This window comes from Microbacterium horticulturae, assembly GCF_029094505.1.
Lineage (GTDB): Bacteria > Actinomycetota > Actinomycetes > Actinomycetales > Microbacteriaceae > Microbacterium > Microbacterium horticulturae.
On the sequence record NZ_CP119108.1, the window covers coordinates 2784349 to 2804679 of the forward strand.

Here is a 20331-nt window from a genome sequence, read left to right on the forward strand (position 1 = left end):
GATCAGATGACCTCCGGTGCCAGCGAGACGATCTTCATGAACTTCTTGTCGCGAAGCTCACGACCGACCGGGCCGAAGATACGGGTGCCGCGGGGCTCCCCGTCGTTCTTCAGCAGCACGGCGGCGTTCTCGTCGAACTTGATGTACGAGCCGTCGGCGCGACGGGTCTCCTTGACGGTGCGCACGACCACGGCCTTGACGACATCGCCCTTCTTGACGTTGCCGCCGGGGATGGCGTCCTTCACCGTGGCGACGATGACGTCGCCCAGACCTGCGTAGCGACGGTTGGAGCCGCCGAGCACACGGATGGTGAGCAGCTCCTTGGCGCCGGTGTTGTCGGCGACCTTGAGTCGGGACTCTGTCTGAATCATTTACTTGGCCTTCTCGAGGATCTCGACCAGACGCCAGCGCTTGGTGGCGCTCAGCGGCCGGGTCTCGTTGATGACGACGAGGTCGCCGATGCCGGCGGTGTTGTTCTCGTCGTGCGCCTTGACCTTCTCGGTGCGGCGGATGACCTTGCCGTAGAGGGGGTGCTTCACGCGGTCCTCGACCTCGACGACGATCGTCTTGTCCATCTTGTCGCTGACGACGTACCCGCGGCGGGACTTGCGGTAGCCGCGGGCGCCCGCGTCGCGGACGTCGTGCTCAGCGTGCTCGTGACCGACGGTCTCGACGACCTCGGCCTCGGCCTTCTTCGCAGTGGCCATCACTCAGCCTCTTCCTTCACCTCGGCGGAGGCAGCGGCATCCGCCTTCTTCGCCTTGCTCTTCTTCGCCTTGCCCGTCTCCACCGGAGCGGGCGTGGCACGGATGCCCAGCTCGCGCTCGCGGATCACGGTGTAGAGCCGCGCGATGTCGCGCTTGACCGCACGGATGCGGCCGTGGCTTTCGAGCTGGCCGGTGGCGGACTGGAAGCGCAGGTTGAACAGCTCTTCCTTCGCCTTGCGCAGCTCTTCGACAAGACGCTGGTCTTCGTACGTGTCGAGCTCGCTCGTGGCGAGCTCCTTGGTGCCGATCGCCATTACGCGTCGCCCTCCTCGCGCTTGATGATGCGTGCCTTCAGGGGCAGCTTGTGGATGGCACGGGTCAGCGCCTCACGAGCGAGCTGCTCGTCGACGCCGGCGACCTCGAACAGGACGCGGCCCGGCTTGACGTTGGCAACCCACCACTCGGGCGAGCCCTTACCGGAACCCATGCGGGTCTCAGCCGGCTTCTTGGTCAGCGGACGGTCGGGGTAGATGTTGATCCACACCTTGCCGCCACGCTTGATGTGACGCGTCATGGCGATACGAGCGGACTCGATCTGACGGTTGGTCACGTAGGCCGGGGTGATCGCCTGGATGCCGTACTCGCCGAAGGAGACCTTCGTGCCGCCGGTGGCCTGGCCGCTGCGCCCGGGGTGGTGCTGCTTACGGAACTTGACTTTACGGGGAATAAGCATTACGCCGATGCTCCTTCTGCGACGGGGGCCTCGTTGCGCGGGGCACGACGACGGTCACCGCGGTCGCGGGCGGGCTTCTGGTTCGCCTGCTCGCGGGCCAGCTCCTTGTTGGTGAGGTCGCCCTTGTAGATCCAGACCTTCACGCCGATGCGGCCGAAGGTGGTGCGCGCCTCGTAGAAGCCGTAGTCGATGTTCGCGCGGAGCGTGTGCAGCGGCACACGGCCCTCACGGTAGAACTCCGACCGGCTCATCTCGGCGCCGCCGAGACGGCCCGACACCTGGATGCGGACACCCTTGGCGCCGGCGCGCTGCGCGCCCTGCAGGCCCTTGCGCATCGCGCGGCGGAACGCCACGCGCGCCGAGAGCTGCTCGGCGATGCCCTGGGCGACCAGCTGAGCGTCGGCCTCGGGGTTCTTGACCTCGAGGATGTTCAGCTGGATCTGCTTGCCGCTGAGCTTCTCCAGCTCACCGCGGATGCGCTCGGCCTCGGCACCGCGACGACCGATCACAATGCCCGGACGGGCGGTGTGGATGTCGACGCGGACGCGGTCACGCGTGCGCTCGATCTCGATGTTCGAGACACCGGCACGGTCGAGCTGCTTCTGCAGGAGCTGCCGGATCTTGATGTCCTCGGCAAGGTAGTCGGCGTAGCGCTGGCCCGGCTTCGTCGAGTCGGAGAACCACCGCGACACGTGGTCGGTGGTGATGCCGAGGCGGAAGCCGTACGGGTTTACCTTCTGTCCCATTACTTGCTCGCCTTCTTCGTTGCTGCGCCGGCCTCGGCGACCTCAGGGGTCGCCAGCACGACGGTGATGTGGCTGGTGCGCTTCTTGATCTGGAACGCACGGCCCTGGGCGCGGGGCTGGAAACGCTTGAGCGTCGTCCCCTCGTCCACGAAGGCGTTCTTCACGTACAGATCCTGCTCGTCAAGGAACTCGCCGGCCGCGTCGGCCTTCACCCGTGCGTTGGCGGCGGCGGATGCCACGAGCTTGTAGATCGGCTCGCTGGCGCTCTGCTGCGCGAACTTCAGGATGGCGAGGGCCTCGTCGGCCTGCTTGCCCTTGATGAGCGCGACGACACGACGAGCCTTCTGAGGGGTCACGCGGATGTGTCGCACGCGTGCGATGGACTCCACCATTTCTCTCTCCTCTTGCGCCCCCGCGTCAGCGGCGGCGGCCCTTCTTGTCGTCCTTCTCGTGGCCGCGGAAGGTGCGGGTGGGCGCGAACTCGCCCAGCTTGTGTCCGACCATGCTTTCGCTGACGAACACGGGGATGTGCTTGCGGCCGTCGTGCACGGCGATCGTGTGGCCGAGCATGGCCGGGACGATCATCGAACGACGAGACCAGGTCTTGATGACGTTCTTCGTGCCCGCCTCGTTCTGCGTAGCGACCTTGCGAAGCAGGTGCTCGTCGACGAAGGGGCCCTTCTTAAGACTGCGTGGCATCTTCTGTTCCTACCTACTTGCGCTTCTTGCCGGTGGTGCGACGACGCACGATGTACTTGTCGCTTTCCTTGTTCGCGTGGCGGGTGCGGCCCTCGGGCTTGCCCCACGGCGTCACGGGGTGACGACCACCGGACGTGCGACCCTCACCACCACCGTGCGGGTGGTCGACCGGGTTCATGACGACACCGCGGACGGTCGGGCGGATGCCCTTCCAGCGGTTGCGGCCTGCCTTGCCCCAGTTGATGTTCGACTGCTCGGCGTTGCCGACCTCGCCGATCGTGGCGCGGCAGCGGGCGTCGACGTTGCGGATCTCGCCCGAGGGCAGACGCAGCTGCGCGTACGGGCCGTCCTTGGCGACCAGACGGACGCTCGCGCCGGCCGAGCGGGCCAGCTTCGCGCCGCCGCCGGGACGCAGCTCGATCGCGTGGATCACGGTACCGGTCGGGATGTTGCGCAGCGGCAGGTTGTTGCCGGGCTTGATGTCGGCCGAGGCGCCCGACTCGACGATGTCGCCCTGACGCAGCTTCTCCGGCGCCAGGATGTAGCGCTTGGTGCCGTCCACGAAGTGCAGCAGCGCGATGCGCGCGGTGCGGTTCGGGTCGTACTCGATGTGCGCGACCTTGGCGTCGATCCCGTCCTTGTCATTGCGACGGAAGTCGATGACGCGGTACTGGCGCTTGTGGCCACCGCCGATGTGGCGGGTGGTGATGCGGCCCTGGTTGTTGCGGCCACCGGTCTTGGCGAGCGGCTTCAGCAGCGACTTCTCCGGCGTCGATCGGGTGATCTCGGCGAAGTCAGCCACCGACGAACCGCGGCGACCCGGGGTCGTGGGCTTGTACTTGCGAATAGCCATGTTCTAGTCCTCTATCCCGACCGTCAGCCGACTGCCGTGAAGATGTCGATGGTGCCCGACTTCAGGGTCACGACGGCGCGCTTGGTGTCCTTGCGCTTACCGGTGCCGAAGCGGGTGCGACGGGCCTTGCCGACGCGGTTCAGCGTGTTGACCGACGCCACCTTGACACCGAAGATCTTCTCGATGGCGAGCTTGATCTCGGTCTTGTTCGCGCGGGGGTCCACGTAGAACGTGTACTTGCCCTCGTCGATCAGGCCGTAGCTCTTCTCGGAGACGACCGGCTTCAGGATGATGTCGCGCGGGTCCTTGTTCACGGCGGTCATGCCGAGACCTCCTCGGTGGCACCGCTCTTGGACGCGACGAACGCGTCGAAGGCGGCCTTGGTGAAGACGATGTCGTCGGAGACGACCACGTCGTAGGCGTTCAGCTGGTCGAACGTCAGCACGTGCACCTCGGTGAGGTTGCGCACGCTCTTGACGGTCAGCTCGTCGTCGCGGGAGACCACGACGAGGACGTTCTTGACGGCGCCCAGGTCGCTGAGCACCGAGAGAGCGGCCTTGGTGGACGGGGCATCCTTCAGTCCGAAGGACTCGACCACGTGGAGACGCTCGCCACGGGCACGGTCGCTGAGCGCACCCAGCAGAGCCGCGGCGATCATCTTCTTGGGGGTCCGCTGCGCGTAGTCGCGCGGCTTGGGCCCGTGGACGATGCCACCACCGGTGTGCTCAGGTGCGCGGATCGAGCCCTGACGCGCGTTGCCGGTGCCCTTCTGCTTGAACGGCTTGCGGCCGGAGCCGGAGACCTCACCGCGACGCTTGGTCGAGTGGGTTCCCTGACGGGCGGCAGCGAGCTGCGCGACGACCACCTGGTGGATCAGCGGGATGTTGGTGTTGACGTCGAAGATGGCGGCGGGGAGCTGGACGGCGCCAGCCTTCTTGCCATCCGCCTTGAGGACGTCGAGGGTCGTGTCAGCCATGGACTCAGGCACCCTTCACTGCGTTGCGGACGTAGACGATGCGGCCGCGCGCGCCGGGGACGGCGCCCTTGACGAGCAGCAGACCCTTCTCGGCGTCGACGGCGTGCACCGTGAGGTTGAGGACGGTCACGCGCTCGCCACCCATACGGCCGGCCATGCGCATGCCCTTGAAGACGCGGCTCGGGGTCGACGATGCGCCGATCGAACCGGGCTTGCGGTGGTTGCGGTGTGAACCGTGCGAGGCCGAGACGCCCTTGAAGTTGTGGCGCTTCATGACACCCGCGGTGCCCTTGCCCTTGCTGGTGCCGACGACGTCGACCAGCTGGCCGGCCTCGAAGGTGCCGTCCACGGTGAGCTCCTGGCCGAGTGAGTAGTCAGCGGCGTCCGCGGTGCGCACCTCGGTCACGTGGCGGCGCGGCGTGACGCCGGCGGCCTCGAAGTGGCCCTCGAGGGGCTTGGTGACCTTGCGCGGGTCGATCTGGCCGGCGGCGATCTGGACGGCGTTGTAGCCGTCCTTCTCGGGGGTGCGGACCTGGGTGACCACGTTGGGCGCGATCTCGATCACGGTGACGGGGACGAGCTTGCCCTGCTCGTTCCACACCTGGGTCATGCCGAGCTTGGTGCCCAGCAGTCCCTTGGAAGTCTTGTTGTTGATGTCAGCCATGTCGGACCTCAGAGCTTGATCTCGATGTTGACATCGGCCGGCAGGTCAAGGCGCATCAGCGAGTCGACGGCCTTGGGCGTCGGATCGATGATGTCGATCAGACGCTTGTGGGTGCGCATCTCGAAGTGCTCGCGGCTGTCCTTGTACTTGTGCGGCGACCGAATGACGCACACGACGTTCTTCTCGGTCGGAAGCGGCACGGGGCCGACGACGGAGGCGCCGGCACGGGTCACGGTGTCGACGATCTTGCGCGCCGAGCTGTCGAGCCCCGCGTGATCGTACGACTTCAGGCGAATGCGGATCTTCTGTCCCGCCATTGTCTGCTCACTCTCTTTCTCGCGTCTTACGCTTTCGCGCATTGGACGCACGACGACGCTTGCGCGCCTTGGCACGTACACCGGCTGTTCCGGTGATGCTTGCACCACTGTTCTGCTGTCAGACCGGATGCCGGGCATCCGGCTCCCACGCACGCGGCTGCCCCGCGGGGAAGAGGTGTGTGGGATGTGGCGCACAGTCCGGCGGATCTTCATCCGCCCTGTGCTCGTTCTGCTGCCCGCGGCCTAGACTCTCGCCTATGCACTGCCCTGGCAGTGATCCGGCGCGCACCTGGGCGCACTTTCCGGAATATGGAACCTCAACAGTCTACGTGCATCCCGGGCGTGTCGCAAATCCAGGCGGGCCCGCTCTCCCCTTCCGGCGTGTCTCCCACCACACTCCCAGTCCGCGCCACGCGCTGCTCCCCCGCCCTGCGCCCCCCGCCGCGCGCTGCTCCCCCGCCGCGCTCCCGCGCCGCGCTCCTCATCTCGCGAGGTCGTACCCAAATCGCCGAGGTCGTACCTAGGTTCGCGAGGTCGTACCCAGATCGCCGAGGTCGTAGCCAGGTCCCCGAGGTCGTAGCCAGATCCGCGAGGTCGTACCTAGATCCGCGAGGTCGCACGTCTCTCGGGACACGCCCGCATCGGTTCCTCCCCAGCGCGACCGCGCCCGCGGACTATCCACAGATTTGTGGGCGGACCACCACAGGCTCCCGCGTTCAAGGCAGGTTACCTGCATGGCCAATCATCAGAATCAGCTCTCCGTACGTGCGGGATGGATGCCGCATCCACTCGTCGCCGCTGAGAACGTCACCCGTCTGCGCCCCGGAGTCTACGTGCTGGACGCGGCATGGCTCCGCCTCTTCGTCGAAGACAGATTGCGCGTGCGCACTCGGGCGGCCTGGCCGGCGTTCTCTAACGAGCGTGCCACGGTCACACACCTCAGCGCCGCTGCGCTCCATGACCTGCCTCTGTACAGAGTGCGGGACGACAGAGTCGACATCGGGCTGCCGGCAGGAGCCAGGAGGCGACGGGCTGCGGGAACCAAGCGCCACCATGTTCCGCTTCCTGAGCTCGATGTCACGATCGTCGACGGCATCCGAGTGACCACGCTGGAGCGAACCGTCTACGATGTCATCCGCATGGTCTCGCTCGAGGCTGCCGTTGTCGTCTTCGACGCCGCGCTTCATCAGATTGCGTGGGACACGGAGACCAACACGTACGACGAAGACGCAGCCGAGCGATTCCGCGAAGCGATTCGGCTCCGCGTCAGATCGCACCCCGGGGCCCGAGGGATCAAACAGGCTCGTTTCGTCGCCGAGTTCGCCGATGGCCGGTCGGGGTCACCTCACGAGAGCGTGAGTCGTCTCTGGATGTGGGAGCTGGGAGCGCCCACGCCCGAGCTGCAGTACCGCGTGGAGCTGCCGGACGGACGGTATGCACTCCTCGACTTCGCCTGGCCCACACTGGCCAAATGGGGCGAGTCGGACGGGCAGATCAAATACACCGATCCGCGCCTGCTCGCGGGTCGGACGCCTCACGAGGTGCTCGAGCTTCAGGAGCGACGTCAAGCAGCTGTCGAACTCGCGACCAAATGGACGTGCCACCGCTGGGGTTCTGCAGCGCTCACCGACCTACCGGAATTCGCCCAGTACCTGCGGGCCGCGGGGCTTCTCCCCGGACGAGCTGCGTGAGCGGAGAGGCACAGGCGAGGGCTCGTACGACCTCGCGGGTTTGGGTACGACCTCGCGGATCTGGGTACGACCTCGCGGGGATAGGTACGACCTCGCGGATCCGGGTACGACCTCGCGGATTTGGCTACGACCTCGCCGGGATGGGTACGACCTCGCGGATCTGGGTACGACCTCGCGGGGATGGGTACGACCTCGGGGGCGAAGGCGGGACAGCGGGATGCCGGGACGGGGGGATGCCGGGACGGAGCAAAGGGCATCGCGGGTTAACGCAAGAAGGCCGACCCGCGATGGGTCGGCCTTCTTGTGAAAAATGTTCGGCGGTGTCCTACTCTCCCACAGGGTCCCCCCTGCAGTACCATCGGCGCTGAGAAGCTTAGCTTCCGGGTTCGGAATGTGACCGGGCGTTTCCTTCTCGCTATGGCCGCCGAAACTCTATGGATATGTCAATCTGTTCTCGACCGCACATCGAGAACCACAAAGTGGACGCAAACATCATCGCAGGATCGATGAAAAGTGTTATCAAGTCATCGGCTTATTAGTACCGGTCAGCTCCACACGTTACCGTGCTTCCACATCCGGCCTATCAACCCAGTAGTCTAGCTGGGAGCCTCTCGGGCACGAAGCCCATGGAAGTCTCATCTCGAGGCCGGCTTCCCGCTTAGATGCTTTCAGCGGTTATCCATCCCGAACGTAGCTAATCAGCGGTGCTCCTGGCGGAACAACTGACACACCAGAGGTTCGTCCAACCCGGTCCTCTCGTACTAGGGTCAGATCCTCTCAAACTTCCTACGCGCGCAGCGGATAGGGACCGAACTGTCTCACGACGTTCTAAACCCAGCTCGCGTACCGCTTTAATGGGCGAACAGCCCAACCCTTGGGACCTACTCCAGCCCCAGGATGCGACGAGCCGACATCGAGGTGCCAAACCATGCCGTCGATATGGACTCTTGGGCAAGATCAGCCTGTTATCCCCGAGGTACCTTTTATCCGTTGAGCGACAGCGCTTCCACAAGCCACTGCCGGATCACTAGTCCCGACTTTCGTCCCTGCTCGACCTGTCAGTCTCACAGTCAAGCTCCCTTGTGCACTTACACTCGCCACCTGATTGCCAACCAGGTTGAGGGAACCTTTGGGCGCCTCCGTTACTCTTTAGGAGGCAACCGCCCCAGTTAAACTACCCACCAGGCACTGTCCCTGAACCGGATCACGGTCCGAAGTTAGACATCCAGAGTGACCAGAGTGGTATTTCAACAATGACTCCACACTCACTGGCGTGAATGCTTCACAGTCTCCCACCTATCCTACACAAGCCACACCGAATACCAATACCAAGCTGTAGTAAAGGTCACGGGGTCTTTCCGTCCTGCTGCGCGTAACGAGCATCTTTACTCGTAATGCAATTTCGCCGAGTTCGTGGTTGAGACAGTTGGGAAGTCGTTACGCCATTCGTGCAGGTCGGAACTTACCCGACAAGGAATTTCGCTACCTTAGGATGGTTATAGTTACCACCGCCGTTTACTGGGGCTTAAATTCGCAGCTTCGCCGTAAGGCTGACCGCTCCTCTTAACCTTCCAGCACCGGGCAGGCGTCAGTCCGTATACATCGTCTTGCGACTTGGCACGGACCTGTGTTTTTAGTAAACAGTCGCTACCCACTGGTCTCTGCGGCCACCACACCCTTTCGGTGTAAAACCTAATAAGTGGATGGCCCCCCTTCTCCCGAAGTTACGGGGGTATTTTGCCGAGTTCCTTAACCACGATTCTCTCGATCTCCTTGGTATTCTCTACCTGACCACCTGAGTCGGTTTGGGGTACGGGCGGCTAGAACCTCGCGTCGATGCTTTTCTTGGCAGCAGAGGATCACCCACTTTTCATCCGCATCGTGTCTCACCCTTCATGACTCCCGGATTTGCCTAGGAGTCGGGCTACGCACTTGCACCAGGACAACCATCGCCTGGCATGGGCTACCTTCCTGCGTCACACCTGTTAATACGCTAGCCGCACCAGCATGGGGTCGAGCGTTCACCAGAACACCATCACCCCGAAGGGATCCGGCACGTCCTGGCTAGGACTCTTAGCACCACTGGATTGACTGGGGCGGTTCTTCGCCGGTACGGGAATATCAACCCGTTGTCCATCGACTACGCCTGTCGGCCTCGCCTTAGGTCCCGACTTACCCAGGGAAGATGAGCTTGACCCTGGAACCCTTGGTCTTCCGGAGGACGTGTTTCTCACACGTCTTTCGCTACTCATGCCTGCATTCTCACTCGTGTGCCGTCCACGGCTGGGTCACCCCGCCGCTTCACCCGGCACACGACGCTCTCCTACCCATCCACACGACTGGACCACGAAGGCCTGTCGAAAGTGCGAATGCCACATCTTCGGTGGCGTGCTTGAGCCCCGTTACATTGTCGGCGCGGAATCACTTGACCAGTGAGCTATTACGCACTCTTTCAAGGGTGGCTGCTTCTAAGCCAACCTCCTGGTTGTCAAGGCAACTCCACATCCTTTCCCACTTAGCACGCGCTTAGGGACCTTAGATGGTGGTCTGGGTTGTTTCCCTCTCGACGATGAAGCTTATCCCCCACCGTCTCACTGCTGCGCTCTCACTTACCGGCATTCGGAGTTTGGCTGACGTCAGTAACCTGGTCGGGCCCATCGGCCATCCAGTAGCTCTACCTCCGGCAAGAAACACGCAACGCTGCACCTAAATGCATTTCGGAGAGAACCAGCTATCACGAAGTTTGATTGGCCTTTCACCCCTATCCACAGCTCATCCCCTCAGTTTTCAACCTAAGTGGGTTCGGCCCTCCACGACGTCTTACCGTCGCTTCAGCCTGGCCATGGATAGATCACTTCGCTTCGGGTCTAGGACACGCGACTGAACGCCCTGTTCAGACTCGCTTTCGCTACGGCTTCCCCACCCGGGTTAACCTCGCCACGTATCACTAACTCGCAGGCTCATTCTTCAAAAGGCACGCTGTCACCCCTGCTAAGGAGGCTCCAACGGTTTGTAAGCAAACGGTTTCAGGTACTATTTCACTCCCCTCCCGGGGTACTTTTCACCTTTCCCTCACGGTACTTGTCCGCTATCGGTCATCTGGGAGTATTCAGGCTTATCAGGTGGTCCTGACAGATTCACACGGGATTTCTCGGGCCCCGTGCTACTCGGGATACTCTCCACGCCAAGAACACGCATTTCAGCTACAGGGCTCTCACCTGCTACGGCCCGCCTTTCCAGACGATTCGCCTATACGCTCTTGTCACGCCGACTGTCCGGCAGAACAGTCAAGAAAGTCCCACAACCCCCAGCATGCAACGCCCGCCGGCTATCACACACACTAGGTTTAGCCTCTTCCGGTTTCGCTCGCCACTACTCACGGAATCACTGTTGTTTTCTCTTCCTGTGGGTACTGAGATGTTTCACTTCCCCACGTTCCCTCTACCCGCCCTATACATTCAGGCGGGAGTCACCAGGTCGGCACGCCGCCTGGCGGGGTTTCCCCATTCGGAAATCCTCGGATCAAAACTCGCTTACCAGTTCCCCGAGGCTTATCGCAGATTGCCACGTCCTTCTTCGGCTCCAGATGCCAAGGCATCCACCGTTTGCTCTTAAAGACTTGAAATCACATGAGCACGACCCACAACAAAAAGCTGTGAGCCGAAAAAATCATCTATTCTTTAAGATGCTCGCGTCCACTGTGTAGTTCTCAACGTACGGGCGGTACCCGCCTGACCTGCCCCAACCGGGGAAGACCAGAACAAGTCCAGAGGAAGAACACGCCACCAAAAGCGGCGGGCCCGGTCCCTCAGGACCCAACAGCGTGCAGACACCCCGCTCCCCGATCCCCGCTTTCCTCCCACACCCGAAGATGTGACGTACTCACAGAAACCAGCCGCGCTGGTGTCATGTCAAATGTTCCACCCATGAGCCCCGACCACACACATTCGGTGTGGAACCGGGTACTGGAGCACCCCACCGAAGCGGGACACTCAGTTGCTCCTTAGAAAGGAGGTGATCCAGCCGCACCTTCCGGTACGGCTACCTTGTTACGACTTAGTCCTAATTACCGATCCCACCTTCGACGGCTCCCTCCACAAGGGTTGGGCCACCGGCTTCAGGTGTTACCGACTTTCATGACTTGACGGGCGGTGTGTACAAGACCCGGGAACGTATTCACCGCAGCGTTGCTGATCTGCGATTACTAGCGACTCCGACTTCACGTAGTCGAGTTGCAGACTACGATCCGAACTGGGACCGGCTTTTTGGGATTCGCTCCACCTCGCGGTATCGCAGCCCTTTGTACCGGCCATTGTAGCATGCGTGAAGCCCAAGACATAAGGGGCATGATGATTTGACGTCATCCCCACCTTCCTCCGAGTTGACCCCGGCAGTATCCCCTGAGTTCCCACCATTACGTGCTGGCAACAGAGAACGAGGGTTGCGCTCGTTGCGGGACTTAACCCAACATCTCACGACACGAGCTGACGACAACCATGCACCACCTGTACACCGACCACAAGGGGGCGACCATCTCTGGCCGTTTCCGGTGTATGTCAAGCCTTGGTAAGGTTCTTCGCGTTGCATCGAATTAATCCGCATGCTCCGCCGCTTGTGCGGGTCCCCGTCAATTCCTTTGAGTTTTAGCCTTGCGGCCGTACTCCCCAGGCGGGGAACTTAATGCGTTAGCTGCGTCACGGAATCCGTGGAAAGGACCCCACAACTAGTTCCCACCGTTTACGGGGTGGACTACCAGGGTATCTAAGCCTGTTTGCTCCCCACCCTTTCGCTCCTCAGCGTCAGTTACGGCCCAGAGATCTGCCTTCGCCATCGGTGTTCCTCCTGATATCTGCGCATTCCACCGCTACACCAGGAATTCCAATCTCCCCTACCGCACTCTAGTCTGCCCGTACCCACTGCACGCCCGAGGTTGAGCCCCGGGATTTCACAGCAGACGCGACAAACCGCCTACGAGCTCTTTACGCCCAATAATTCCGGATAACGCTTGCACCCTACGTATTACCGCGGCTGCTGGCACGTAGTTAGCCGGTGCTTTTTCTGCAGGTACCGTCACCCGAAGGCTTCTTCCCTGCCAAAAGAGGTTTACAACCCGAAGGCCGTCGTCCCCCACGCGGCGTTGCTGCATCAGGCTTGCGCCCATTGTGCAATATTCCCCACTGCTGCCTCCCGTAGGAGTCTGGGCCGTGTCTCAGTCCCAGTGTGGCCGGTCACCCTCTCAGGCCGGCTACCCGTCGACGCCTTGGTGAGCCATTACCTCACCAACAAGCTGATAGGCCGCGAGCCCATCCCAAACCGAAAAATCTTTCCAGACGCAGACCATGCGGCCACGCCTCATATCCAGTATTAGACGCCGTTTCCAGCGCTTATCCCAGAGTCCAGGGCAGGTTGCTCACGTGTTACTCACCCGTTCGCCACTAATCCACCCAGCAAGCTGGGCTTCATCGTTCGACTTGCATGTGTTAAGCACGCCGCCAGCGTTCATCCTGAGCCAGGATCAAACTCTCCGTAAAAAACGAAAGCCACAACACCACCGGGAAAACGGCAGACATCGCAGCGAGTTCAATCATGACCAAAAACGAATGTCACTGACATCCATAAAATTGATCCAAAGGAATTCTCAACCACCAACCAAAAGGCCGGCAGACGAGGATAATTTGGCATTTGACAAGTGCACGCTGTTGAGTTCTCAAGGATCGGACGCACCCACAACCCGGCCAACCAAGACCATCGCGCAGGGCAACTTCACAATCATACCCAGCCTGATCGTTTTTGCAAATCGAAGTGGGCCGGACCCGAAGGTCGTGGCATCCACTCCCGATCGCTGACCGAGGTGGGAACTCCCCCGCGGCCCTCTGAAGAGGTCCTGAGGTGGGAGGTGGTTCACTGCTTGAGGGGGCGGAGGCCTTTCGGCCGCTTCGCTCTTCCCTTTGGGGCGAACAAGTAATACTTTACGCACGGATCGCCCCTCCTGCCAAATTCGAGCGGGGTTTTCGTGCATCCCGGGCGCGTCGCGTGCTGCGGCACCGAGCCGTGTCAGACGAGCGCCCCTGGTCACCGCCGAAAACGTGTCGAAGGGCCGGTGCGAACGCTCGCGCCGGCCCTTCGAGACCTGACTCAGTGACGCGCGGCGTTGGCCATCGCGATGAGGCCCTCGATCTGCTCCTGCGTGACCCCGCCGATGCCGAATCCGGCGATGCGACCCACCGGGAACGACGCCATCATCTTCTGCATACCGTCGTCGTCGGCCATCATGCTGGCGCCGGCGGCGTCTCCCCCGGCACCGCCGAGCATTCCGGCGATCGCCTGCTGCACGATGGGTCCGGCCACCGGGTCGGCCATCAGGTCGCCGATCGACGACTCCATCGTCAGGGGCAGGTTCACGGCATCCCCCTCCACCGTCACCGTGGTGGTGGAGCGGATGTCGCGGCTCGACGCCGCCACGTCGACTGTGTACGCCCCTCCCTCGACGACCCAGCGGTCCACCCGCACGTCCCAGTAGGCGAGGTCAGCGCGGCGCACCGTCAGCTGCACCTCGCGGGTCTGGCCGGCGGCGATCTCGACCGAGGCGAACGCCTTGAGCTCGCGCGGCGCGCGCTCCACGGCCGACGCGCCCAGCGAGACATAGACCTGAACGACCTCGCGTCCGTCGACCTCACCCGTGTTCGTCACCGGCACCGTGACGACGACGTCGCCCGAGGCGTCGACGGCAGCTGCGGCATCCCCGTACGCGAACGTCGTGTACGAGAGGCCGTGGCCGAACGGATACGCGACTTCGAGGCCGCGCGCGTCGTACCAGCGGTACCCGACGAGCAGGCCTTCGCCGTAGCGCACATGCCCGAACTCTCCCGGGAAGTTGCCGTACGACGGGTTGTCTTCCAGCCGCAGCGGGATCGTCTCGGTGAGCTTGCCCGACGGGTTCACGTCGCCGAAGAGCACGTCGGCGGTCGCCGATCCGCCCGCCTGGCCGAGCAGCCAGCCCTCGAGGATGGCCGCCACCCGGTCGCGGAACGGCAGCGCCACGACCGATCCGTTCGACAGGACCACGACCGTGTTCGGGTTGACGTCGAGCACCGCGTCGAGCATCGCGAGCTGCGCGGCCGGCAGATCGATGTGCTCGCGGTCGTATCCCTCCGATTCCGCCGACGGCGGCAGGCCCAGGAAGGCCACGACGACGTCGGCGGTGGATGCCGCGGCCACGGCCTCGTCGCGCAGCGCTGCGGCGTCGCCATCCTGCTCGAGCGAGAACCCGGGGGCGTACGCGACGTCGGCGGTCGCGGCATCCCGGATAGCATCCAGCGCGTTGTCGAGCCGCGTCGGATTGATCAGCGACGACCCGGCACCCTGATAGCGCGGCGTCTGTGCGAACGCGCCGACGACCGCGATCTTCGCGTCGCGGCGCAGCGGCAACACGCCGCCCTCGTTGCGCAGCAGCACCATCGAGCGCCCCGCGACCTCGCGGGCCAGGGCGTGGTGGGCGTCCACGTCGAGCGGACCGACCACCGACGGCCGCGCCGCCGCCTTGCGCACCAGGTCGAGCATGCGGCCCGCGGCGACGTCGAGCGCCGCCTCGTCGAGCGAGCCGTCGCGCACCGCGGCGACCAGCTGCGCGTCGGTGCCGCCGCCGCTTCCGGGCATCTCGAGGTCGAGGCCGGCGGGCAGGCCCGCGACCCGGTCGTTGACGGCGCCCCAGTCACTGACGACCAGGCCGTCATAGCCCCATTCGCCGCGCAGCACTTGCGTGAGCAACCACGGATCTTCCGACGCGTAGACGCCGTTGATGCGGTTGTACGAGCACATCACGGTCCACGGCTGCGCGTCTTCGACCACACGCTCGAAGCCGCGCAGGTAGATCTCGCGCAGCGGCCGCGGGTCGACGTCGCTCGAGGCGCGCATGCGGTCGAACTCCTGGTTGTTCGCGGCGAAGTGCTTCAGCGACGAGCCGACCCCCTGCGACTGGATGCCGCGCACGAGGCCCGCGCCCATGACACCGGCGACGATCGGGTCTTCGGAGAAGTACTCGAAGTTGCGCCCGCACAGCGGCGAGCGCTTGATGTTGATGCCCGGCCCGAGGATGACCGCCACGTCTTCGATGGCCGACTCGACGCCGAGCGCCTCGCCGACGCGCTTGGCAAGCGCCGGATCGAACGACGCGCCGAGCCCGACCGCCGGCGGGAAGCAGGTGGCCGGCACGCTGTCGGCGATGCCCAGGTGGTCGCTGGACCCGGCCTGCTTGCGCAGTCCGTGCGGCCCGTCGGTGAGCATGATCGACGGGATGCCGGCATCCGGCACCGCCTTCGTGGTCCAGAAGTCCGCACCCGAGGTGAGCGACGCCTTCTGCTCGAGGGTGAGGCCGTTCACATCGGCGGGGAGCGTGTCTGTCATGGTGTCGCCTTTCGTTTGGTGGACAGAGTTGTGGAGCGGGTCGCGACATCGCGCCGTCGCGCCCGCGGGATCGGTCGCCCGTAGTCGCGGTGCAGCCAGGGCCAGAACGCCCACCACAACAGCAGGGCGGCGCCGGCGCCGGTCACGAGCCCGACGAGCGTGTCGGAGAGCCAGTGTGCGTTGACGAGCGTGCGCTGCCAGGCCATGCCCGCCATGAGGAGTGCCCCGATCACCCACCACGCGCGTCGCGCGAGCGCGCGCGAGGGCGGAATGAGCGCGGCGATGCTCACCGCCGTCGCCGCGGCGCTGATCGAGTGTCCCGACGGGAACGAGCCGTGATCGACCGAGAACAGCGGCTCGAAAAGGCCCAGTACCGGGTCTGCTGCCGGGCGCGGCCGGTCGACGAGGTTCTTCATGGCCTGGGACAGCAACCCCGGTCCGAGCGCGATGACGCTCAGAAAGAAGAGCGCGGAGCGCCATCGGCCAATGAGGACAAGGGCCAGCGGAATCACCACCACGGTCACGAACACCCCGGGCAGCTCGCCGAACAGCTGGAAGAACATCGGCAGGAACCAGGAGTATGCGCCGCTGTCAGGCCCGACGCCGACCAGTCCGCGCCACGCGTCGTCGAGCGGCTGCGGGAACGGCGCCGACGGATCCACGGCGATCGCCGCTCCCATGGCGGCGAAGACCGCGAGGAGCCCGAGCGCCCACCACAGCATCGCCGCCGGACGCGGGGGTGGAGGGAGGGATGCCGCAGCCGTCACTGAGTCGCCTTGATCGGCCAGACGGCGCATGCGCCGAGAATACCGAGCACGATGCCCACCGGGAAGAGCCCGGCGAATCCGAACGTGAGCACTATCGCCCCCGCGACCCCGGGGGCGATGGTCTGCGGGAGGGTGGCGGCGATGTTGACGACGCCGAGGTCTTTCGCGAACGACTTCGCCGAGGGCAGCACCTCGCTGATCAGCGCCTGGTCGACGGCTTGGAACATGCCGAAGCCGAAGCCGACGATGATCACGGTGATGTACCACGCGGCCAGGTCCTGCCAGAACCACGGCAGCAGCAGCGCGAGCGACATGACGATCGCCGATGCGAAGACGAAGGGCTTGCGCCGGCCGACGCGGTCAGACAGCGGCCCGCCGATGAGCGTCGTGATGATCAGGCCGACCATGCCCAGAAGGCTCAGCACCGGGATGATCGTCTCGGGCTCGGCGACGTGGAAGTAGTCGCGCAGCAGGTAGAGCTGGTAGCCCACCACGATGAAGTACCCGGTGTACAGCAGCAGCCGACCGGTGAACGCCCAGAAGAAGTCGGGGTGGGCCACCGGGTTGACCCAGAACGTGCGCAGGAAGTCGCCGAGGCGGAACGGCTCGGGCTGGATGCGGGTGCTCGGGTGATCGGGATTGAACGCCACGAACAGGCTGAGGATCACGACGGCGAACACCGCGAACACTATGTAGCCGACCGCGATGCTGTGGAAGAACAGCGCGCCGAGGATCGTACCGCCGAGCGAGCCGACCATCAGGCCGATGCCCGAGAGTGCGGCGAACGTGCCGCGGCGCTTGAGCGCGACCCGGTCGGGCATGACCGCCGAGAGCGGCCCCTGCGCGAAGTTGAAGGCGATCTGCACGAGCGTCCAGGCGATGATGATCGCCACGACCGACCCCGCGAACGCGAGGCCGACCAGAGCCAGGGCGCCGGCGAGCGCGCCGATGAGGATCCAGGGCGCACGGCGTCCGAAACGCGAGCGCGTGCGGTCGGAGATCTGCCCGGCGACCGGCTGCGCGATCATCGCCGCGAGCGCGCCGATGGTCGTGACGATCGCGAGAACCGCGACATCCTTCCTGTCGGCCTGACCCACGAGATTCGTGATCTGCTGCGGCAGAAGCAGGCCCGGAACCGCGCCCCAGACCATGAAGATGCCGAGGTTGGCCGGGATGATCCAGATCATGAGCCGGCGCAGACCCTTGATCGGCTCAGGCGGGTCGATGTTGCCGGCGGCGGTGGCGACGAACGTGGTCTCGGTGAGGGGTGCGCCGGGGACGACTGGCGTCGGGGGCTCTGACGGCATTGTCATGAGGGTGGTCCTGTCGGGTGAAGGAGCGCTCGACGATGAGCCCTGCGTGCGGTGCACGGCAGTGCAGAAACCATATGTCATTTGGTTTTGAGAAATCAAGCGCTGTTCGGTTTATCGTGAGGGCATGCCGAACACCGGACAAGGACGCCGGGGCTCCTACGCCAAGGGCGTCGCCAAGCGCGAGGAGATCCTCACTCGTGCGCTCGACGTGATAGCGCGCGAGGGATACCGCGGCGCATCGGTGAAAGAGCTCGCCGCCGCCGTCGGCCTCAGCCAGGCGGGACTGCTGCACTACTTCGACTCGAAGGAAGAGCTGTTCACCGAGATCCTGCGCAAGCGCGACGAGATCGACACCTCCGCGTTCGGCGACCTCGACGCGCTCCCCGCCGACGTCAACGGGGTGCGCGCGGGGTACCTGCAGGTGATCCGGCACAACAGCGAGGTGCCCGGGGTCGTCGAGCTGTTCTCCCGGTTGAGCGTGGAGGCGGCCGACCCGCAGCATCCCGCCCACCGCTTCTTCGTCGAGCGGAACGCGGCGCTGCGCACGGTGTTCGCCCGCGTGCTGCAGCAGGCGCAGGATGCCGGCCGCATCACCGACGCCATCGATCCCGACACGCTCGCGCGCATCGTGCAGGCGGTCGCGGATGGCCTGCAGCTGCAGTGGATGCTGGAGCCCGACGTCGACATGGCCCGCACCGTCGATGCGCTGTTCCGGGCGCTCGGCGATCGGCAGGCTTCCGCTGACGCGAGAGAGGACGACGACCATGACTGACGCACCCGCGGTGGCCGCGGCATCCACCCCCATCCAGGACCCCGTCGTGCAGACGTCATCGGGACCGGTGCGCGGCCTGTGGCGCGATGCGTCAGCCGCGTTCCTGGGGATCCCGTTCGCGCAGGCGCCCGTCGGCGAGCGGCGCTTCGCCGCGCCCGTACCGCCCGAGCCGTGGACCGAGGTGCGCGACGCCGTCGAATTCGGCGCGACCGCGCAGCGCGGCGACACCGGTGTCACGCTGATCCCCGAGCCGTCGGTGCCCGGGGACGCGACGCTGAACGTCAACGTGTTCACGCCGGCACCGGGGACGGATGCCGCGCTGCCGGTGCTCGTGTGGATCCACGGCGGCGGTTTCACCGCCGGATCGCCGGCGAGCCCCTGGTATGACGGCGCAGCGTTCAACCGCGACGGGGTCGTGACCGTGAGCCTGTCGTACCGGCTCGGCTTCGACGGCTTCGGGCTCATCGACGGCGCACCCTCCAACCGCGGCGTACGCGACTGGCTGGCGGGCCTGGAATGGGTGCAGCAGAACATCGCGGCGTTCGGCGGTGACCCCTCGCGCGTCACCCTCGCCGGGCAGTCGGCCGGCGGCGGAGCGGTGCTGACCTTGCTCGGGATGCCGCAGGCACAGCACCTCTTCCACGCGGTGTGGGCGCTCTCGCCGGCGCTGACCAACGTGCCCGTCGACCGCGCCGGCACGCTGACCGCCAAACTCGCGCGGCTCGCCGGCGTCGCCGCGACGCGGGACGGCTTCGCGTCGGTCGATGAGGCACGGCTGCTCGCGCTGCGCGAGGAGGCCGAGAAGCCGGCGTCGGGCAAGCCGCTCGACGGCATCCGCGAGATGCTCACCGACGGACTGTCGTGGGGGCCCATGCTCGACGGCGAGCTGCTCGAACGGCCGACGCTCGAGGCGCTGAGGGCGGGGGTAGGCGCCGACAAGCCGCTCGTGATCGGCACCACCGACGACGAGTTCACGATGGCCACCGACGGCATGAAGAGCAAGCTGCGGATCGTGCCCCCGGGCGTCGCCCTCGGCCAGCTCGGCCTGGCCGGCGCGCGGCGGACCCGGTACCTCGCCGGCAACCGAGAGCAGCGAGCGAAGGGCACCGCCGCGATGCTCGGCCGCTACGTCACCGACACCGTTTTCCGGGCGCCGGTGGTGCGGGTCGCGCGGGCGCGGGCGGAGGCCTCGGCGGGTGCCGGTGCGGGCGCGTCGGCGGGTGCCGGTGCGGGTGCTGGCGCGTCGGCGCCGACCTGGGTGTACCGGTTCTCGTGGGTGTCGCCATTGATCGGGTGGGCGTGCCACTGCCTCGACGTTCCGTTCTGGTGGGACTGCCTCGGCTCGACCGCGGGCATCGCCCACCTGGCCGGGTCGCATCCACCGCAGGCGCTGGCCGACACCCTGCACGCGGCGGCCGTGTCGTTCGTGCGGTCGGGCGAGGCCGGATGGCCCGCGTGGTCGCAGCGCCCCGGCACGACGCGGGTGTTCGGCGGCGGAACGTCCGAGCGCGACGTCGTCAGCGACGGCTACGCGACGGCCGAAGCGCTGGTCTGATCGGCCGACGGCCCCGCGAGGTCGTACCGCATCTCGCGAGGTCGTACCGCATCTCGCGAGAACGCCTACGACCTCGCGGAAATGGGTACGACCTCGCGGAGATCGGTACGACCTCGCGGAGGCGGGTACGACCTC

At 65.1% G+C, this 20331-nt stretch carries 18 protein-coding genes and 3 rRNA genes; 3 read left to right on the forward strand and 18 right to left on the reverse strand.

Annotated features, from left to right (window positions below):
- Positions 1-2: 2 nt before the first annotated feature.
- Genes rplN through rpsJ form a run of 12 tightly spaced genes read right to left on the reverse strand, consistent with a single transcriptional unit; the run spans position 3 to position 5695 of the window.
- Positions 3-371, reverse strand: a complete 369-nt coding sequence (rplN, locus tag PU630_RS13240; RefSeq protein ID WP_275277529.1) for a 50S ribosomal protein L14 — start codon at positions 369-371, stop codon at positions 3-5.
- On the reverse strand, positions 372-707 hold the full coding sequence (gene rpsQ, locus PU630_RS13245) for a 30S ribosomal protein S17 (protein ID WP_275277530.1): 336 nt from the start codon (positions 705-707) through the stop codon (positions 372-374). It lies immediately after the preceding gene.
- Positions 707-1021 (reverse strand): 50S ribosomal protein L29, encoded by a 315-nt coding sequence (rpmC, locus tag PU630_RS13250; protein WP_275277531.1) that lies wholly within the window; start codon positions 1019-1021, stop codon positions 707-709. The genes rpsQ and rpmC overlap by 1 nt, the downstream gene beginning before the upstream one ends.
- On the reverse strand, positions 1021-1440 hold the full coding sequence (rplP, locus tag PU630_RS13255) for a 50S ribosomal protein L16 (protein ID WP_275277532.1): 420 nt from the start codon (positions 1438-1440) through the stop codon (positions 1021-1023). Before rplP ends, rpmC begins: the two co-directional genes overlap by 1 nt.
- Positions 1440-2186: a 30S ribosomal protein S3 gene (gene rpsC, locus PU630_RS13260; protein ID WP_275277533.1), complete on the reverse strand. Its 747-nt coding sequence runs from the start codon at positions 2184-2186 to the stop codon at positions 1440-1442. The genes rplP and rpsC overlap by 1 nt, the downstream gene beginning before the upstream one ends.
- Positions 2186-2578, reverse strand: a complete 393-nt coding sequence (gene rplV, locus PU630_RS13265; RefSeq protein ID WP_275277534.1) for a 50S ribosomal protein L22 — start codon at positions 2576-2578, stop codon at positions 2186-2188. Before rplV ends, rpsC begins: the two co-directional genes overlap by 1 nt.
- Positions 2579-2603: 25 nt before the next feature.
- Positions 2604-2885 (reverse strand): 30S ribosomal protein S19, encoded by a 282-nt coding sequence (rpsS, locus tag PU630_RS13270; protein ID WP_129385849.1) that lies wholly within the window; start codon positions 2883-2885, stop codon positions 2604-2606.
- A gap of 13 nt (positions 2886-2898) precedes the next feature.
- Positions 2899-3738, reverse strand: a complete 840-nt coding sequence (gene rplB, locus PU630_RS13275; protein WP_275277535.1) for a 50S ribosomal protein L2 — start codon at positions 3736-3738, stop codon at positions 2899-2901.
- Positions 3739-3761: 23 nt separating this feature from the next.
- Positions 3762-4061, reverse strand: coding sequence for a 50S ribosomal protein L23 (gene rplW, locus PU630_RS13280; protein WP_029145860.1), 300 nt, complete (start codon positions 4059-4061; stop codon positions 3762-3764).
- Positions 4058-4714 carry a 50S ribosomal protein L4 gene (gene rplD, locus PU630_RS13285; RefSeq protein ID WP_275277536.1) on the reverse strand — a complete coding sequence of 219 codons (657 nt, stop codon included), beginning with the start codon at positions 4712-4714 and terminating at the stop codon, positions 4058-4060. The genes rplW and rplD overlap by 4 nt, the downstream gene beginning before the upstream one ends.
- Positions 4715-4718: 4 nt before the next feature.
- A complete protein-coding gene (gene rplC / locus PU630_RS13290; RefSeq protein ID WP_275277537.1) occupies positions 4719-5378 on the reverse strand; it encodes a 50S ribosomal protein L3 in 660 nt (219 codons plus the stop codon).
- 8 nt (positions 5379-5386) lie between these two features.
- A complete protein-coding gene (gene rpsJ / locus PU630_RS13295; RefSeq protein WP_029145857.1) occupies positions 5387-5695 on the reverse strand; it encodes a 30S ribosomal protein S10 in 309 nt (102 codons plus the stop codon).
- Positions 5696-6429: 734 nt separating this feature from the next.
- Between rpsJ and PU630_RS13300 the strand changes: the two genes are divergently transcribed.
- The gene (locus PU630_RS13300) at positions 6430-7386 is read left to right on the forward strand and encodes a hypothetical protein (protein WP_275277538.1); all 957 of its coding nucleotides are present in this window, start codon (positions 6430-6432) and stop codon (positions 7384-7386) included.
- A gap of 312 nt (positions 7387-7698) precedes the next feature.
- Here the strand turns inward: PU630_RS13300 and rrf are convergent.
- The 6 genes from rrf to PU630_RS13330 all read right to left on the reverse strand — a co-directional run bounded on the left by rrf (position 7699) and on the right by PU630_RS13330 (position 17863).
- Positions 7699-7815: ribosomal RNA gene (rrf, locus tag PU630_RS13305) — 5S ribosomal RNA — on the reverse strand.
- 86 nt (positions 7816-7901) lie between these two features.
- Positions 7902-11011, reverse strand: a 23S ribosomal RNA gene (locus PU630_RS13310).
- A gap of 382 nt (positions 11012-11393) precedes the next feature.
- A 16S ribosomal RNA gene (locus tag PU630_RS13315) occupies positions 11394-12917 on the reverse strand.
- The 16S, 23S and 5S rRNA genes sit together here, the layout of an rRNA operon.
- A 604-nt stretch (positions 12918-13521) precedes the next feature.
- Positions 13522-15789 (reverse strand): beta-glucosidase, encoded by a 2268-nt coding sequence (locus PU630_RS13320; RefSeq protein WP_275277539.1) that lies wholly within the window; start codon positions 15787-15789, stop codon positions 13522-13524.
- Positions 15786-16586, reverse strand: coding sequence for a phosphatase PAP2 family protein (locus tag PU630_RS13325; protein WP_275277540.1), 801 nt, complete (start codon positions 16584-16586; stop codon positions 15786-15788). The genes PU630_RS13320 and PU630_RS13325 overlap by 4 nt, the downstream gene beginning before the upstream one ends.
- Positions 16553-17863 carry an MFS transporter gene (locus tag PU630_RS13330; protein WP_275277541.1) on the reverse strand — a complete coding sequence of 437 codons (1311 nt, stop codon included), beginning with the start codon at positions 17861-17863 and terminating at the stop codon, positions 16553-16555. Before PU630_RS13330 ends, PU630_RS13325 begins: the two co-directional genes overlap by 34 nt.
- A gap of 130 nt (positions 17864-17993) precedes the next feature.
- On the opposite strand from PU630_RS13330, the gene PU630_RS13335 reads away from it, so the two are divergent.
- Together PU630_RS13335 and PU630_RS13340 are read left to right on the forward strand one after the other, a co-directional pair.
- Positions 17994-18641 (forward strand): TetR/AcrR family transcriptional regulator, encoded by a 648-nt coding sequence (locus PU630_RS13335; RefSeq protein WP_275277542.1) that lies wholly within the window; start codon positions 17994-17996, stop codon positions 18639-18641.
- Positions 18634-20196, forward strand: a complete 1563-nt coding sequence (locus tag PU630_RS13340; protein ID WP_275277543.1) for a carboxylesterase/lipase family protein — start codon at positions 18634-18636, stop codon at positions 20194-20196. The genes PU630_RS13335 and PU630_RS13340 overlap by 8 nt, the downstream gene beginning before the upstream one ends.
- The last annotated feature ends 135 nt before the right edge of the window (positions 20197-20331 follow it).

Bases quoted from the DNA above. Each gene is read 5' to 3' on its own strand.
- rplN (WP_275277529.1), bottom strand. From the start codon at position 371: ATGATTCAGACAGAGTCCCGACTCAAGGTCGCCGACAACACCGGCGCC.
- rpsQ (WP_275277530.1), bottom strand. From the start codon at position 707: ATGGCCACTGCGAAGAAGGCCGAGGCCGAGGTCGTCGAGACCGTCGGT.
- rpmC (WP_275277531.1), bottom strand. From the start codon at position 1,021: ATGGCGATCGGCACCAAGGAGCTCGCCACGAGCGAGCTCGACACGTAC.
- rplP (WP_275277532.1), bottom strand. From the start codon at position 1,440: ATGCTTATTCCCCGTAAAGTCAAGTTCCGTAAGCAGCACCACCCCGGG.
- rpsC (WP_275277533.1), bottom strand. From the start codon at position 2,186: ATGGGACAGAAGGTAAACCCGTACGGCTTCCGCCTCGGCATCACCACC.
- rplV (WP_275277534.1), bottom strand. From the start codon at position 2,578: ATGGTGGAGTCCATCGCACGCGTGCGACACATCCGCGTGACCCCTCAG.
- rpsS (WP_129385849.1), bottom strand. From the start codon at position 2,885: ATGCCACGCAGTCTTAAGAAGGGCCCCTTCGTCGACGAGCACCTGCTT.
- rplB (WP_275277535.1), bottom strand. From the start codon at position 3,738: ATGGCTATTCGCAAGTACAAGCCCACGACCCCGGGTCGCCGCGGTTCG.
- rplW (WP_029145860.1), bottom strand. From the start codon at position 4,061: ATGACCGCCGTGAACAAGGACCCGCGCGACATCATCCTGAAGCCGGTC.
- rplD (WP_275277536.1), bottom strand. From the start codon at position 4,714: ATGGCTGACACGACCCTCGACGTCCTCAAGGCGGATGGCAAGAAGGCT.
- rplC (WP_275277537.1), bottom strand. From the start codon at position 5,378: ATGGCTGACATCAACAACAAGACTTCCAAGGGACTGCTGGGCACCAAG.
- rpsJ (WP_029145857.1), bottom strand. From the start codon at position 5,695: ATGGCGGGACAGAAGATCCGCATTCGCCTGAAGTCGTACGATCACGCG.
- PU630_RS13300 (WP_275277538.1), top strand. From the start codon at position 6,430: ATGGCCAATCATCAGAATCAGCTCTCCGTACGTGCGGGATGGATGCCG.
- PU630_RS13320 (WP_275277539.1), bottom strand. From the start codon at position 15,789: ATGACAGACACGCTCCCCGCCGATGTGAACGGCCTCACCCTCGAGCAG.
- PU630_RS13325 (WP_275277540.1), bottom strand. From the start codon at position 16,586: ATGCGCCGTCTGGCCGATCAAGGCGACTCAGTGACGGCTGCGGCATCC.
- PU630_RS13330 (WP_275277541.1), bottom strand. From the start codon at position 17,863: ATGCCGTCAGAGCCCCCGACGCCAGTCGTCCCCGGCGCACCCCTCACC.
- PU630_RS13335 (WP_275277542.1), top strand. From the start codon at position 17,994: ATGCCGAACACCGGACAAGGACGCCGGGGCTCCTACGCCAAGGGCGTC.
- PU630_RS13340 (WP_275277543.1), top strand. From the start codon at position 18,634: ATGACTGACGCACCCGCGGTGGCCGCGGCATCCACCCCCATCCAGGAC.